Annotated in this window: 13 protein-coding genes; 9 read left to right on the forward strand and 4 right to left on the reverse strand. The window is 65.6% G+C overall.

Annotated elements, in window-relative coordinates; genetic code table 11:
* Positions 1-75 precede the first annotated feature (75 nt).
* The 9 genes from LFL96_RS32755 to LFL96_RS32795 all read left to right on the forward strand — a co-directional run bounded on the left by LFL96_RS32755 (position 76) and on the right by LFL96_RS32795 (position 11,124).
* Complete coding sequence (locus tag LFL96_RS32755; RefSeq protein ID WP_281002038.1) at positions 76-1,209, forward strand: acyl-CoA dehydrogenase; 1,134 nt, start codon at positions 76-78, stop codon at positions 1,207-1,209.
* Between the two features lie 168 nt (positions 1,210-1,377).
* The gene (locus tag LFL96_RS32760) at positions 1,378-3,072 is read left to right on the forward strand and encodes an AMP-binding protein (RefSeq protein ID WP_281002039.1); all 1,695 of its coding nucleotides are present in this window, start codon (positions 1,378-1,380) and stop codon (positions 3,070-3,072) included.
* Positions 3,073-3,177: 105 nt separating this feature from the next.
* Complete coding sequence (locus LFL96_RS32765; RefSeq protein ID WP_281002040.1) at positions 3,178-4,707, forward strand: CoA-acylating methylmalonate-semialdehyde dehydrogenase; 1,530 nt, start codon at positions 3,178-3,180, stop codon at positions 4,705-4,707.
* 42 nt (positions 4,708-4,749) lie between these two features.
* Positions 4,750-5,652 (forward strand): 3-hydroxyisobutyrate dehydrogenase, encoded by a 903-nt coding sequence (gene mmsB, locus LFL96_RS32770; protein WP_281002041.1) that lies wholly within the window; start codon positions 4,750-4,752, stop codon positions 5,650-5,652.
* Entirely contained in the window at positions 5,652-6,497 is an 846-nt protein-coding gene (locus LFL96_RS32775) for an enoyl-CoA hydratase (protein ID WP_281003924.1), read from the forward strand. Before mmsB ends, LFL96_RS32775 begins: the two co-directional genes overlap by 1 nt.
* Positions 6,494-7,660, forward strand: a complete 1,167-nt coding sequence (locus LFL96_RS32780; protein ID WP_281002042.1) for an enoyl-CoA hydratase/isomerase family protein — start codon at positions 6,494-6,496, stop codon at positions 7,658-7,660. The genes LFL96_RS32775 and LFL96_RS32780 overlap by 4 nt, the downstream gene beginning before the upstream one ends.
* Before the next feature lie 295 nt (positions 7,661-7,955).
* Positions 7,956-9,497: a helix-turn-helix transcriptional regulator gene (locus LFL96_RS32785; protein WP_281002043.1), complete on the forward strand. Its 1,542-nt coding sequence runs from the start codon at positions 7,956-7,958 to the stop codon at positions 9,495-9,497.
* A 172-nt stretch (positions 9,498-9,669) separates the two neighbouring features.
* Entirely contained in the window at positions 9,670-9,852 is a 183-nt protein-coding gene (locus tag LFL96_RS32790; RefSeq protein WP_281002044.1) for a CsbD family protein, read from the forward strand.
* A 186-nt stretch (positions 9,853-10,038) separates the two neighbouring features.
* On the forward strand, positions 10,039-11,124 hold the full coding sequence (locus tag LFL96_RS32795; RefSeq protein WP_281002045.1) for an AI-2E family transporter: 1,086 nt from the start codon (positions 10,039-10,041) through the stop codon (positions 11,122-11,124).
* 129 nt (positions 11,125-11,253) lie between these two features.
* Here the strand turns inward: LFL96_RS32795 and LFL96_RS32800 are convergent, their stop codons facing one another.
* From LFL96_RS32800 to LFL96_RS32815, 4 genes are all read right to left on the reverse strand, one after another.
* Complete coding sequence (locus LFL96_RS32800; RefSeq protein WP_281002046.1) at positions 11,254-12,510, reverse strand: MFS transporter; 1,257 nt, start codon at positions 12,508-12,510, stop codon at positions 11,254-11,256.
* Positions 12,511-12,603: 93 nt separating this feature from the next.
* Positions 12,604-13,428: a siderophore-interacting protein gene (locus tag LFL96_RS32805; protein WP_281002047.1), complete on the reverse strand. Its 825-nt coding sequence runs from the start codon at positions 13,426-13,428 to the stop codon at positions 12,604-12,606.
* A 91-nt stretch (positions 13,429-13,519) separates the two neighbouring features.
* Positions 13,520-14,470 carry a PadR family transcriptional regulator gene (locus tag LFL96_RS32810; protein ID WP_281002048.1) on the reverse strand — a complete coding sequence of 317 codons (951 nt, stop codon included), beginning with the start codon at positions 14,468-14,470 and terminating at the stop codon, positions 13,520-13,522.
* A 243-nt stretch (positions 14,471-14,713) separates the two neighbouring features.
* Entirely contained in the window at positions 14,714-15,481 is a 768-nt protein-coding gene (locus tag LFL96_RS32815) for a helix-turn-helix transcriptional regulator (protein ID WP_281002049.1), read from the reverse strand.
* Between the last annotated feature and the right edge of the window lie 27 nt (positions 15,482-15,508).

The raw sequence follows: 15,508 nt of genomic DNA on the forward strand, positions 1-15,508 counted from the left end.
TCGGGCTGAGCATCGAACCTGTCCAGCGGCTTGCCTACACTTATCGATCAGGGAAACGCGAAAGGATCGAGCGCCATGGACAGCCTTTACACCGACGAACAACGCATGATCCGCGACGCCGCGCGCGACTTCGCGACAGAGCAACTCGCGCCGCACGCCGCGCAGTGGGATCGCGACGGGCGCCTGCCCGACGAAGTGGTCGCGCAGATGGGCGAACTCGGCCTGCTCGGCATGATCGTGCCCGCGCAATGGGGCGGCTCGTACACCGACTACGTCGCGTATGCGCTCGCCATCGAAGAGGTCGCGGCCGGCTGCGCATCGTGCGCGACCATGATGAGCGTGCACAATTCGGTCGGCTGCGGGCCGATCCTGAATTTCGGCAGCCAGGCGCAGCAGGACCGCTATCTGCACGATCTCGCCAGCGGCCGCAGCATCGGCGCGTTCTGTCTGACCGAGCCGCAGGCGGGCTCGGAAGCCAATAATCTGCGCACCCGCGCGGTGCTGCGGGACGGCAAATGGATCATCAACGGCAGCAAGCAGTTCGTGACCAACGGCGCGCGCGCCGACATCGCGATCGTGTTCGCCGTCACCGACCCGGAGCGCGGCAAGCGCGGGCTGTCGGCCTTCATCGTGCCGACCGGTACGCCGGGCTTCAACGTCGGCAAGCCGGAGCACAAGCTCGGCATTCGCGCGTCCGATACCTGCCCGATTTCGCTCGACGATTGCGCGGTGCCCGAGGATCACCTGCTCGGCGAACCGGGCGACGGCTTGCGGATCGCGCTGTCGAATCTCGAGGGCGGCCGGATCGGCATCGCCGCGCAGGCGGTCGGCATCGCGCGGGCCGCGTTCGATGCGGCACGCGTGTACGCGAGCGAACGCGTGCAGTTCGGCAAGGCGATCAAGGAACATCAGAGCGTCGCCAATATGCTGGCGGACATGACCACGCAACTGAATGCCGCGCGGCTGCTCGTGCATCACGCGGCGCGCTTGCGCACCGAAGGGCTGCCGTGTCTTTCCGAGGCGTCGCAGGCGAAGCTGTTCGCGTCGGAGGCGGCCGAGGCGATCTGCTCGAAGGCGATCCAGATTCACGGCGGCTATGGCTATCTGGAGGACTACGCGGTCGAGCGGCATTACCGCGACGCGCGCATCACGCAGATCTATGAGGGAACCAGCGAAGTGCAGCGCATGGTGATTGCGCGTAATGTTTAAACCTCGGTTTAAACCCCGGTTTGAACCCCGGTTTGAACGGCGGTCGGCATAGCGGGTTTGACCGTTGCCGCGCCGGCACGCGCGGATGCGGAGGCGAAATGTCAACGCAGACGCGAATGCACGCGGCACGGCACGGGGCAGCGATAAAGCAAAAAACTGGAGACGACGATGACAGCAGCGAAAGGTTTTTTCGACGCGCGCGACTTCCTGTTGCGCCATCGAACCGACTATGACCGGGCATACCGCGAGTTCACGTGGCCGGCGTTGGGCGAATTCAACTGGGCGCTCGACTACTTCGACGTGATCGCACGCGAGAATCACAACCCGGCGCTGTGGATCGTCGACGACCCGGCCGGCGACGGCCTGCGTCTGTCGTACATGCAGATGTCGGAGCGCTCGTCGCGCATGGCCAACTTCCTGCGCAGCGTCGGCGTGGGGCGCGGCGACCGTCTGCTGCTGATGCTGCCGAACCGCGTCGAACTGTGGGACGTGATGCTTGCCGCGATGAAGCTGGGCGCGATCGTGCTGCCCGCCACCACCCAGCTTTCCGCCGACGACGTGCGCGACCGCGTGCAGATCGGCGGCGCGAAATTCGTCGTGGTCGACAGCGCCGAGCTGGCCAAATTCGACTCGCTCGATGTGCCGCTCACGCGCATCTCGGTCGGCACGCCGCATAACGACTGGCTCGATATCGGCGCCGCCTACGAGATGTCGCCCGAGTTCGTGCCCGACGGCATCACCCTCGCCACCGATCCGCTGCTGCTTTACTTCACGTCGGGCACCACGTCGAAGCCGAAGCTCGTCGAGCACACGCATCAAAGCTATCCGGTCGGGCATCTGTCGACGATGTACTGGATCGGCCTGCAACCGGACGACATTCATTGGAACATCAGCTCGCCGGGCTGGGCCAAGCACGCGTGGAGCTGCTTCTTCGCGCCGTGGAACGCGCAGGCCTGCGTGTTCGTGTTCAACTTCCCGCGCTTCGTGCCGAAAGACACGCTCGACGTGCTGGTGCGCTTCAACGTCACCACGCTGTGCGCGCCGCCCACCGTGTGGCGCATGCTGGTGCAGGAACCGCTCGCCGACTATCCGGTGAAGCTGCGCGAGATCGTCGGGGCGGGCGAGCCGCTGAACCCCGAGATCATCGAACGCGTGAAGCACGCGTGGGGCATCACGATCCGCGACGGTTTCGGCCAGACCGAAACCACCTGCCAGATCGGCAATCCGCCGGGTCAACCGGTGGTGGCCGGATCGATGGGCCGTCCGCTGCCCGGTTACCGGATCGAACTGCTCGATGCCGACGATCAACCCGTCACCGAGGGCGAGATCGCGTTGCCGCTGAACGGCGCGCGTCCGCTCGGCCTGATGACCGGCTACGCGAACAATGCCGACGCCACCGCGCACGCCATGCGTAACGGTTTCTACCGTACGTCGGACGTCGCGCTGCGTCGCGACGACGGTTACTACGTGTACGTGGGCCGCGCCGACGACGTCTTCAAATCGTCCGACTATCGCCTGAGCCCGTTCGAACTGGAAAGCGTGCTGATCGAGCACGAGGCGATCGGCGAGGCGGCGGTGGTGCCGAGCGCCGACGCGCTGCGGTTGTCCGTGCCGAAGGCCTTCGTCACCGTGCGCCACGGCTACGAAGCCGGCCCCGAACTCGCGCGTGCGGTGTTCGCGTTCTCGCGCGAAAAACTCGCGCCGTACAAGCGGATCCGGCGGCTGCAGTTCAGCGATCTGCCCAAGACCATCTCCGGCAAGATTCGCCGCGTCGAGTTGCGGCGCCGCGAAATGGAGCGCGCCGCGGAACCCGCGCGCCTGCCTGGCGAGTACTGGGAAGAAGATTTCCCGGACCTGCGCTGAGTTCGTCGCTGAGTCCTTCGTCGGTTCCTTCGTTCCCAGCCATTTTCGATTGTCCGATTGTCTGATTGTCCGGCCGCCGCGCGGCCATCGCACAGGAGTTTCAGCATGAACGCAACTGCTTCGAACCAGGCGGGGCAACACGCTGCCACCGTCAAGCTGCTGATCAACGGCGAGTTCGTCGAATCGAAGAGCGCCGAGTGGCGCGACATCGTCAACCCGGCCACGCAGGAAGTGCTCGCGCGCGTGCCGTTCGCGACCGCGGAGGAAGTGAACGAAGCGATCAACGCCGCGCACGCCGCCTTCAAGACGTGGAAGGACACGCCGATCGGCGCGCGCATGCGCATCATGCTCAAGTACCAGGCGCTGATCCGCGAGCACATGCCGCGCATCGCGAAGACGCTGAGCGCCGAGCAGGGCAAGACCATTCCGGATGCCGAGGGCGACATTTTCCGCGGTCTCGAAGTGGTCGAGCACGCGTGCTCGATCGGTACCCTGCAGCAGGGCGAATTCGCGGAGAACGTCGCGGGCGGCGTCGATACGTACACGCTGCGTCAGCCGATCGGCGTGTGCGCCGGCATCACGCCGTTCAATTTCCCCGCGATGATTCCGTTGTGGATGTTCCCGATGGCGATCGTCTGCGGCAACACCTTCGTGCTCAAGCCGTCCGAACAGGACCCGATGTCGACCATGCAACTGGTCGAACTGGCGCTCGAAGCCGGCGTGCCGAAGGGCGTGCTGAACGTCGTGCACGGCGGCAAGGAAGTCGTCGACGCGCTGTGCACGCATGAGCTGGTCAAGGCGGTGTCGTTCGTCGGGTCGACGGCGGTCGGCACGCATGTGTACCGCCTCGGCAGCGAACACGGCAAGCGCGTGCAATCGATGATGGGCGCGAAAAACCACGCGGTGGTGCTGCCCGACGCGAACCGCGAGCAGGCGTTGAACGCATTGGCGGGGGCCGGCTTCGGCGCGGCCGGACAGCGCTGCATGGCGACCTCGGTGGTGGTGCTGGTGGGCGCCGCGCAGCAGTGGGTGCCGGACATCGTCGCGAAGGCGAAGACGCTCAAGGTCAACGCGGGCAGCGAGCCGAACACGGACATCGGGCCGGTGGTGTCGCGCGCGGCGAAGCAACGCATTCTCGGCCTGATCGAAGCGGGTGTGAAGGAAGGCGCGACGCTTGCGCTGGACGGCCGCGACGTGAAGGTGCCGGGCTACGAGCAGGGCAACTTCATCGGCCCGACGGTGTTCACCGACGTCACGACCGAAATGGAAATCTACCGCACCGAAATCTTCGGGCCGGTGCTGGTGGTGCTGAGCGTCGCCACGCTCGACGAGGCGATCGCGCTCGTCAACCGCAATCCGTTCGGCAACGGCGTGGGTCTGTTCACGCAGAGCGGCGCGGCGGCGCGCAAGTTCCAGAGCGAGATCGATATCGGCCAGGTCGGCATCAACATTCCGATTCCGGTGCCCGTGCCGTTCTTCAGCTTCACCGGTTCGCGCGGCTCGAAACTCGGCGACCTCGGTCCGTACGGCAAACAGGTCGTGCAGTTCTACACGCAGACCAAGACCGTCACCGCGCGCTGGTTCGACGACGACACCGTCAACGACGGCGTGAACACGACCATCAGCCTGCGCTGATCGCGTGATCCGAACGGCCCGCCACAACATAGAGACGACATCATGAAAATCGGTTTCATCGGACTCGGCAACATGGGCGCGCCGATGGCGCACAACCTGCTCAAGGCCGGCCACGCGGTCAACGTGTTCGACCTGAACGCGCAAGCGGTGCAGGCGCTGGTCGACGCGGGCGCGCAGGCGGCGGCTTCACCGCGGGCAGCGGTGAGCAACGTGGAATGCGTGATCACCATGCTGCCGGCCGCCGCGCACGTGCGCAGCGTGCTGAGCGCTGACGACGGCGTGCTGGCCGGCATTGCCAAAGGCGTGACGATCATCGATTCGAGCACCATCGATCCCGTCAGCGTGAAGGCCTTCGCCGAACTCGCGGCGCAACACGGCAACACCTTCGTCGATGCGCCTGTCTCGGGCGGCACCGGCGGCGCCGCGGCCGGCACGCTGACCTTCATGGTGGGCGGCAGCGCGAGCGCGTACGAACAGGTCAAGCCGGTGCTCTCCGCGATGGGCAAGAACATTGTGCATTGCGGCGACACCGGGACCGGCCAGGTCGCCAAGATCTGCAACAACCTCGTGCTCGGCATCACGATGGCGGGCGTGGCCGAGGCGATGTCGCTCGGCGAGGCGCTCGGCATCGACGCGAAGGTGCTGGGCGGCATCATCAATACGTCGACGGGGCGCTGCTGGAGTTCGGACACGTATAACCCGATGCCGGGCGTGATCGAGACCGCGCCGTCCACGCGCGGCTATACCGGTGGCTTCGGCACCGACCTGATGCTCAAGGATCTGGGCCTCGCCACCGATGCCGCGAAAAGCGCGCGTCAACCGGTCTATCTCGGCGCGCTCGCCCAGCAGCTCTATCAGACGATGAGCACGAAGGGCGCGGGACGTCTCGACTTTTCGGCGGTGATCAAGCTGTATCGTCAGGACGGCAAGGACGGGACCGCGTGATGATCGAACTCGACTACGCGCATGACGGCGCGCTCGCGCTGCTCACGCTCAGGCGGCCGCCCGCGAACGCGTTCACGCCCGAGGGTTTGCTGCAGCTTCAGCAGACCGTTGAACAGCTGAACAACGAGCCGCGCGTGCGCGCCATCGTGATCACCGGCGATGGGCCGAAGTTCTTCAGCGCGGGTGCCGATCTGAACACGTTCGCCGACGGCGACCGCGACGTCGCGCGCGTGGCGGCGGCGCGTTTCGGTGCGGCGTTCGAGGCGTTGCAGAACGCGCGGCCGGTGGTGATCGCGGCGATCAACGGCTACGCGATGGGCGGCGGTCTCGAATGCGCGCTGGCGTGCGACATCCGGATCGCCGAGCAGCACGCGCTGCTGGCGCTGCCGGAGACGGCGGTCGGGTTGCTGCCCTGCGGCTGCGGCACGCAGACGCTGCCGTGGCTGGTCGGCGAAGGCTGGGCCAAGCGGATGATCCTGACCGGCGAGCGGGTCGACGCGGCGACCGCGCTGCGCATCGGCCTCGTCGAGGAAGTGGTCGAGAAGGGCGCGGCGCGCGAGGCTGCGCTGACCATGGCCGCGCGGGTCGCGACGCTCAGCCCGCAGGCGGTCGGCTTCAGCAAGACACTGATTCATCAGGCGCGCAACGGCGTGCCGCGCGGTGCGGCGCTGGCGCTGGAGCGCGAGCGCTTCGTCGATCTGTTCGACGGCGCCGATCAGCGCGAAGGCGTCAACGCGTTCCTGGAAAAACGCGCGCCGCGCTGGCAGGTGGCGCAGGGCGCGCAATCGGCACAACCCGCCCACTCCGCCCACTCCGCTGCCGCCGGCCAGGAGCCCACGCGATGAGCGCCGTGCCCAATGTCATCAATGTCATCGCCAAAGCCGCTGCGCACGCCGGCGCGCCCGCCGAAGCCGAGCGCGAGATCCTGTTTCGCGTGGTCAATCGCGTCGCGATCGTCACGCTGAACCGGCCGGCCGTGCTGAACGCGTTGTCGCACGCGATGGTGCGCGAACTCGCGGTGCTGGTCGAACACTGCCGTCAGGACGACGGCATCGTCGCGCTGGTGCTCCGGGGCGCGGGCGAGAAAGGCTTCTGCGCGGGCGGCGACGTGCGCGAGGTGCAACGGCTCGCGAAGAACGCGGACGCCCGCTGGCTCGCGTTTTTCGTCGACGAATACCGGCTCGATTACGCGCTGCACACGTTTCCGAAGTCGGTGGTCGCGCTGCTCGACGGCGTGACGATGGGCGGCGGCATGGGGCTCGGCCAGGCGGCGCGGCTGCGCATCGTCACCGAGCGCAGCAAGATCGCGATGCCGGAGACGCGCATCGGCTTTCTGCCCGATGTCGGCGCGACGCGTTTTCTCGGCGTGATGCCGGCGGAACTCGAACTGTATGTCGGTCTGACCGGCGCGACCCTGTCCGGCGCCGATGCGCTGCGCCTGCAGCTTGCCGATCTGTGCGTGCCGGCCGACTGGCTCGCGAGCTTCGAGGAACGCCTGCAACGCATGCCGCACGACGGCGACCTGCTCGCCGCGTTGCGCGGCGTGTTCGAGCCGCCGTGCAACATCGTGCCGCACGCGGCGCTCGGGCCGTTCACGCAATTGATCCTGCGGCACTTCGACCGGCGTTCGAGCGTCGAGCGGATCGTCGCGACGCTGCGTCACGATCTCGAACGCGATCCGCCGCGCGAAGTCCGTCAATGGCTGCAATTCGCGTACGACGCGTTGACCGGTCACTCGCCGACCATGCTCTACGTGACGCGCGAGGCGCTGCTGCGCGGCCGCCAGATGTCGCTCGCCGAATGCTTCCGGATGGAACTCGGCGTGGTCCAGCGCGTGATCGAGGAGGGCGACTTCTGCGAAGGCGTGCGCGCGCAGTTGATCGACAAGGACCGCAAGCCCCGTTGGGCACCCGCGACGCTCGCGGAGGTGCGGCCCGAGCGGGTCCGGCATTTCCTCGCGTCGCCGTGGAAGCGGGATGCGCACCCGCTCGCCGGATTGGGCGCTTGAGGCACGCGGAGGACCACGCGCTCGCCGTGGTCCTCTGCGCAGTACTTTTTACCGGATAAGACCGCCTTGATCGGTCATCCGGTCGCACGAAAGCGAGAAGTTTGCCGACTTCCCGATGGGGCCGATCTGGCCCGTTTTGCACATGGTGCACTTGCATCAGCCCAACTGGTGCATTGGCGATTGGCGCAACGCCGCGATTTCAGCGATTCTTCGGTCTGGACAGGCTTTTGCGCCCGGCTCGGGCGTGCACAATCAGACAATGACCGACACGACTTCCGCTGCACCGGATCCCCTGGTGCAATCTCCCACCACCGACGAGGCCCCGCCGCCCGACGACAAAGTGCTGCGCTCGCAGACCGACCGTCGTCAGTTGCAGCAGATCATTACCGGCCTCACCGAGGGAGTGATTCTGGTCGAACCGGACCAGACTATCGTGTGGGCCAACCAGGCCGCGCTGGACATGCACGGCATCGACGACATCGCGCAACTCGGCGCCGACGTCACCGAATACCGCGAGCGCTTTCGCCTGCGTTACCGCAACAACCATCCGCTGCCGGAAGGCAGTTATCCGATCGAACGCGTGGTCGCGGGCGAGTGCTTCAGCGACGTGGTGGTCGAAGTCTTTCCCGCGCACGACGACGAAGTGAACTGGGTGCATCGCGTGCGCAGCCTCGTGCTGACCAATGCGCGCGGCGAACCCGACTGTCTCGCGCTGATCCTGCACGACGCGAGCGAATGGGCGAGCGCGGAGAAGCGCTTCGAAAAAGCCTTCAGCGCGAATCCCGCGCCGGCGGTGATCTGCCGTTTGAGCGACCAGCGCTACATCAAGGTCAACCAGGGCTTTCTGGAAATGACCGGCTATGCGCGCGACGACGTGATCGGCCGCTCGGTGTACGAACTCGACGTGTTCGAAGGCTCGGAGACGCGCGAGCTGGCGGTCGAGCGTCTTAGCCAGGGTGCGACGATTCCGCAGATGGAGGCCTTGCTGCGCCTGCCCGATGGCGGCAACAAGTTCGTGATCGTGGCCGGCCAGCCGATCGACATCGGCGAAGAAGCCTGCATGCTGTTCACGTTCATGGATCTGGAGCCGCGCAAACGCGCGGAAAGCGCGTTGCGGCAGAGCGAGGAGCGCTTCGAGAAGTCGTTCCGCATGACGCCGGTGGCCACCGCGCTGTTCGTCGCCGACGACTACACCACGCTCGACATCAACGACGCCTTTACGGTGACGACCGGCTTCGGCTCCGAGGAATTGATCGGCAAGCCGCTCGATCAGAGTCCGTTGTGGACCGACGACGCCTGCGCGCGCATCAGCGAAGCGCTGGAGGAGTCGGGCAGCATACGCAACGTGGAGTTCTCGGTGCGCAGTCACGGCGGCGAATCGCTGAACTGTCTGGTGTCGGCGGAAGCGGTGAGCATCCACGGCAAGGACTGCGTGCTGATGACGCTGCTCGACATCACCGAGCGCAAGCGCTCCGAGATGGAACTGGTGAACGCGATCGAAACGGTCATGCAGGACGCCTCGTGGTTCAGCCAGACGCTGATCGAAAAGCTCGTCAACGTGCGCCGCGCGAATGCGCCGGACGCGGGCGGTCATCTCGCCGATCTGACCGCGCGGGAGCGCGACGTGTTCGCCTGTCTGTGCAACGGACTCGCGGACAAGGAAATCGCCCGCGAACTGGGGCTCGCGCCGAACACGGTGCGCAACCATGTCGCCACGATCTACGCGAAGCTCGACGTGCATAGCCGTGGCGAGGCGATCGTGTGGGCGCAGACTCGCGGACATTTCGGTCTCACGCCCGGCAGCGCGCCGCGCCGCAAGGGGACCAGGTCGAAGTAACGGTGTCCTTCCCCTGTTTGTGGCGACGCTTTCCTTCAGGCGTTGCTCATAGGGTGGCGACGGCGAGGGTGGCGACGGCGGCACCAGCGCCCCGGGAACGAACCGTGCTGACGAAGTCTGGGTTGGACTCCAACCCAACCACGGGCAACCCCGCTTTTACAAGGAAACCGTCATGGACAAGAATCGTGTCGAAGGTGCGGCCAAGCAGGTCAAGGGCTCCGTCAAGGAAGCCATCGGCAAGGTCACCGGCAATCGCACCACGCAAGCCGAAGGCGCGGCGGAAAAGCTCGCCGGCAAGGTGCAGTCGAAGGCCGGCGAGGTCGCGGATGCGGTGCGTGACCGGATGAAACGCTGAGCCGGTGGCGGCGCCTGGCGGCTACGGATAAAGCGCTAAGCGCCTGAAGCACCGGGGTCGAGGCGCCGGCCTTTGAATGCACGTCGCTGCACGTCGCCGGCGCCGGTTCGATCCGACGGATATCGTTGTCCGATGCTCCCGGCGCAGGCGAGGCGCCGGATCTCATCGTCTATTCGAGGAAGCTTCATGCTGGGATTCGATGTCACCACCGCCAGGAAAGTCTGGACCGCGCTACTGATCGCGCTGCTGTTCTTTGTCATCTATACCGCTTCATCCACCGTGCTGGTGGTTGTCTTCGCGGTGTTCTTCAGTTACCTGATCTATCCGATGGTGCAGCTCGTCGAGCGGGTCCGGCCGCGTCGCGTGCCCCGGGTCGCGTCGATCGCGCTGGTGTTCATCGTGGTGGTCGCGGTGATCGCGGTGGTCGGCTCGCTGTTCGGCGTGCAGTTGCAGGATCAGGCCACGCATCTGCTCGCGCAGTTGCCGCAACTGATGAAGTCCGACGTGCCCAATCGCATTCCGCTGCCGCATTTTCTCGAACCGTTGCGCGAGCGGATCGTCGATTTCGTGCGCGAGCAGATCGAGACCGGGTCCGACAAGGCGGTGCCGATGGCACGCAGCGTCGGCCTGGGCGTCGTGCATGCGGCGAGCAATCTGATCTACCTGGTGCTGATTCCGATCCTGAGCTTTCTGCTGATCAAGGAAGGCCCGCAGATGCGCGACTCGTTTCTCGCGCTGCTGACGGACCGGCATCGCGTGCTGTGGGCGGAGATCGTGACGGACCTGAACGTGCTGCTGTCGAAGTACGTGCGCGCGTTGCTGTTCCTCTCGCTCGCGACGCTGATCTGCTACGGCGTCGCGTTCACGCTGCTCGGTGTGCCGTACGCGTTTCTGCTCGCGGTCAGCGCGGGTCTGCTGGAATTCGTGCCGTTCGCCGGGCCGCTCGGCGCGGTGGCGATCACGCTGGTGGTTGCCGTGTTCAGCGGCTATGCGCATCTGCTGTGGCTGGTGATCTTCATCGCGCTGTACCGGCTGTTCCAGGACTACGTGCTCAATCCGTATCTGATGAGCGAAGGCGTGGAGGTGAGTCCGTTCCTCGTGATCGTCGGCCTGCTGGCCGGTGATCAGCTCGGCGGCGTCGCGGGGATTTTTCTCGCGGTGCCGGTGATCGCGATGCTGAAGATCGTGATTGGCCGGGCGTGGGTGTTCTACTCGGCGTCGCATGCGAAAGGCGAGGCCGCGCGGCAGGCGTTGACGGGGAAGACGGATTGATTCGAGGCTTCGCGCTGGCGTTTCGGTTCGAAGCACTGGCTTCCCGCTTTTAGCGGCTTCGGCCAAGCAAAAAAACGGTGCTGCAAAATCGCAGCACCGTTCGATGAAGCCATTCAACTGTCTGCCTGTTTAACCTTCTCCAACCACCTCCGCGGGCATCGCGCTAGCAGGCGGCGCATCGTTTCTCGCACCGCGCACCCGCGCCACCCACCACAACCCGATCGACGCGATGCCGACCGCGACCCAGCCGACGGTTCCGTATCCCTCGATCTGTCCCGTCGCCGAATTGCTCAGCATCAAGCCGCCGATCCACGCGCCGCAACCCGTGCCGAGCGCCTGCAATGCGCTGTTCGCGCTGAGGAAGGCGCCGCGCCGGCTCGGTTCGGGCACGGTGGTCAACAGGGCCTGCATCGGCACCATCCGCCCCGACAGCAGCACCATGAAGAACGGGAAGAAGATCACCAGCGCGTAAAACGGCAGCGCCGGCAGATGCGTGACGAACAGCACCGGCAGGAACGACAGTACCGCGAAGATCCGGAACACGCGCCGCGTGCCGTGACGGTCAGCGAGCCGGCCCACCCGGCGCGAGGTGAAGAAAGTCGCCGCGCCGCCCGCCATGTACAGCCACGACAGTTGCTCGGGGCGCACGCCGTGATTCGCGACCAGCACCGGCGAAATGAACGGAATCACCAGCATGTGCGCGACCATCATCATGAAGGTCAGCGCGAACGCATTCAGATGGCGCGGATTGCTCAGCAGCCGCCACAAGTCCGGCAGTACTTCGGCGAGCGGCGGCGGACGCCGGCTCAAGTGCTGCGCCAGCGAAGGCACCTGGCTGAAACCCACCAGCCATACGACGAGCGAGAGCGCCACCAGCAGGAAGAACGGCGCGGCCCAGTTGAAATGCGCGCCGAGCATCACGCCGGCCGGCACGCCGGCGATCGCCGCGAGCGAGAAGGCCGTCATGATCGTGCCGGTCGCGGCGCCCCGGCGATGCACGGGAATCACGTCGCTGACGATCGCCATGATCACCGAGCCGAGCACGCCGCCGGTCAGGCCCGCGAAGGCGCGCGCCGCGAGCAGCAGGGGAAAGCTGTTCGCGAGGGCGCACGCGAGATTCGACAACGCGAACAACGCATACACGGTGAGCAGCAGACGACGCCGGTCGAAGCGGTCGATATAGGTCGCCGCGAACAGTCCGGACAGACCCGAACACCATGAATACGCGGATACGGCGGTGGCGAATGCCGCCGGCGTGATCGCGAAGGTGTGCATGATCTGCGGACCGAGCGGCATCATCACCATGAAATCCATGATGATGGTGAACTGCGTCAGCGCGAGCAGCCATAACAGATGGCGCTCGTGTCGATTGCTGAGTGAGTACATCGATTGATGTCCTTTGATGAGGGTTCGAAACGCGCCGCAACCGTGTCGTCTCGCGCCGCGCAATACAGTGTGCGCGGCGCGTGGTGCGGCGGCTCAGTCGTCGAGTGTTTCGTGGACGGCGGCGGCGCCCTGTTTCCAGTAGCTCGCCGCGCGAATGCGCGACTTGTCGACGCCGCGTTCGGTGCACAGGTGATAGCGCACCGCGCGCATCGTCGCGCTTTCGCCTGCGGCCCACACGTAGCCTTCGCCGTCCTCGGGCAGATAGGTTTCGCGCACCGCCTGCAGCAGCGGTTCGCCGCGATAGCCGGTGTCGTTGCGATAGCACCAGACCAGATGCAGCTCGGCGCGCGTGTCGAATTCGATGCGCGCCGACGCGTCGGCCACTTCGATCACGGCGGCGGCGCGCGTGCCGGGCGGCAGTTCTTCCAGACGACGGGCGATGGCCGGCAACGCGGTGTCGTCGCCGATCAGCAGATGCCAGTCGAAGCCGGTCGGAATGACGAGCGAGCCGCGCGGGCCGCCCACGCCGAGATATTGACCGGGCTTGGCCTGCGCCGCCCACGTGGCGGCGGGACCGGCTTCGTGCATCGCGAATTCGATGTCGAGCTCGCGCGCTTCGCGATCGAAACGTCGTGGCGTGAAATCGCGCGCGACCGGACGCTGGCCTGCCGGGAACACGGGACCGTCGGGTCCGGCTTCCGGCAACGCCGGTTTGTCCGCACCGGGTTCGGGGAAGAACACCTTCATGTGGTCGTCGAACGACGCGGAAACGAAGTCGTGCAGGTCGTCACCGGTGAAGGTGACGCGAATCAGATGCGGCGTCAGCGCCTGCACCTGTTTGACCTGCAGCAGGCGGAACTTCAGCGGATGCCGTACGCGCTGGACGGCCAGGTCGGTTCGGTGATCATGAGTCTGCATAGGGTGATGCTCCTGTTGGTTGGCGTGGCGCCCGTGGGCGCCTGACTGCGTTCCCCCGGCGCGAATGCGCGCGGGGACGGGTGGCGCGATGTCAGGGCTTCGGTGCTGCGTCGCCTGGCTCGCCGCTCGGGTCGTGACTGCCGGTATTGGGGGTGTCGGGGTTGGCGGGGTTGGGATGGCTTTCGATTTCCCGTGCCGCGCGCATCAGGATCACGGCGATACGCCGTTGTTCTTCCGCCGGTGCGTTGCCTCGGAGCACCAGCAGATTCTTCAGCTTGCGGCGCGCTTCGGTCAGCTCGGGCAGCCAGCCGCCTTCGCTGATGTCGGCCGGTTCTTCACCGGCAAAGGCGCGGCGCACCGAATCCATCTTGCGGGCGAAGTGATTCAGCTTCGCGAACATCAGTTCGACGCGATCGCGGTTCGTGCTCAGATAGTCGCGGCCCGTTTCCGACAATGCGTAGCGCTTGCGATTGCCTTCGAGCTGGACCGTCACGTAGCCGATTTCCTCCAGATACGTGAGCGCCGGGTAGACCATGCCGGGGCTCGGCGTGTAGAAGCCGTTCGAGCGCGTTTCGAGCGCCTTGATCAATTCGTAGCCGTGGCTCGGCTGGGCGTCGATCAGGGAAAGCAGCAGCAGTTGCAGGTCGTCGGACGTGAATTTGCGGCCGCGCGGGAAACCTTCGCCGTCGCCGTTGAAACCGCCGCCACCGCCGCCGCCGAAGCGCCCGCCACGGTCGCCGCCGCGATGCTCGTGATGGCGGCCGATCGCATGCCAAAGCGCGTGCAGCGAGAAGCGGTCGTGGCCGTGACGGCCGTGGGGGTGGGCGTCGCCGTGCGAGTCAGCATGGCCGCGGCGGCCGTGGTGATCCGCGTGGTCATGAAACGCGTGACGGCCACGCGGGCCGCGCGAACCGTCCGAACCGGCGAAGTCGGCATCACGCATGAACGCGTGCCACAGCGCATGCAACGACGCGCGTTGGGGATGGCCGTGGAAGCTGTCGTCCGAATGGTGCGAGCGGGAAAAACGATGGTGGTGACGCATCTTGAGTGCTCCATGTATGTCTTAAGATGCATCGTAAGATATATATCTAAAGATAGTTTGTCAAAGTTTTTTTCGCGATACCCGGCGATGCACCGAAGCTTTCCGAAACGTAAGAATCGGCATCCGGACGTGACAAAGCGAGCGGCCACCGCATCCGGTGGCCGCTCCAAAGCGTGAAATCGATTGGGTTCGTGTTACCTGGCGTTCGAGGATGAACGGCGTTGCATCAACCGCGCGATGAGTTCACGCAACGGACGAAGCCGATGGCGGTTCCGATTCCGCGCGTCGAAGCGATCGGAACGCTTCCGGCTCCCACGCTCGCGCAGTCAGAAGCAGCGCAGTCCCACGCCGGTCGGCAAGCGGTGCATCGACGGATTGATCGTGCAGCGCCGAGAACCGCGCGCGCAGCTTGCGCATCTCGATCTGCAACTGCTCGTACGCGCTCTGCGTCAACATGCCGTGAGCGAATCCCATGACTTCGCCGGGCACATCGAAGCGGCTTTTCATGAAGTCCGGCAACGCCTGCTGAAGGAAGAAATTCCGGATCGGCCCATCGGGAAGCCAGTCGAAATCTCGCGCCACGCGCAGCCGGATGCGGTTGCCGGGTTTCAGTTCGATGATCTCCATGCGGTCCAGCACGAGCAGGTACTTCACGCACTCCGCTTCCGACAACCGGTAGGCCGAAACGATATCGTCGATCGACCAGTGACTGAGCGCGCATACCGTGACGAGCAGCTGCTTTTCGCTCGCGACCAGCGCGGCTTCCTGATCGGCGCTCAGTCCATGAAGCAGTGTGACCGGCGCCTCGGCTTCCATCAGCAACTCCGACATGGTCATGGACAGCAATTCGGAGAATTGCGCGAGCCGATCGACGGTCAGACGTCCCTCGGACAGCAGCCGCTTGATGCTCGGCTCGGACAGATCGAGTGCCTGCGCAACATCCCGATAGGTCAGGCCGGCCGCCTTGAGCTTGCGTTTGATGGTGGCGATCAGCCGGGTGACCTCGGTCATAGGTATCGGGATTCGAAATGGGATGCC

The sequence above is a fragment of the Paraburkholderia sp. D15 genome, from assembly GCF_029910215.1.
Lineage (GTDB): Bacteria > Pseudomonadota > Gammaproteobacteria > Burkholderiales > Burkholderiaceae > Paraburkholderia.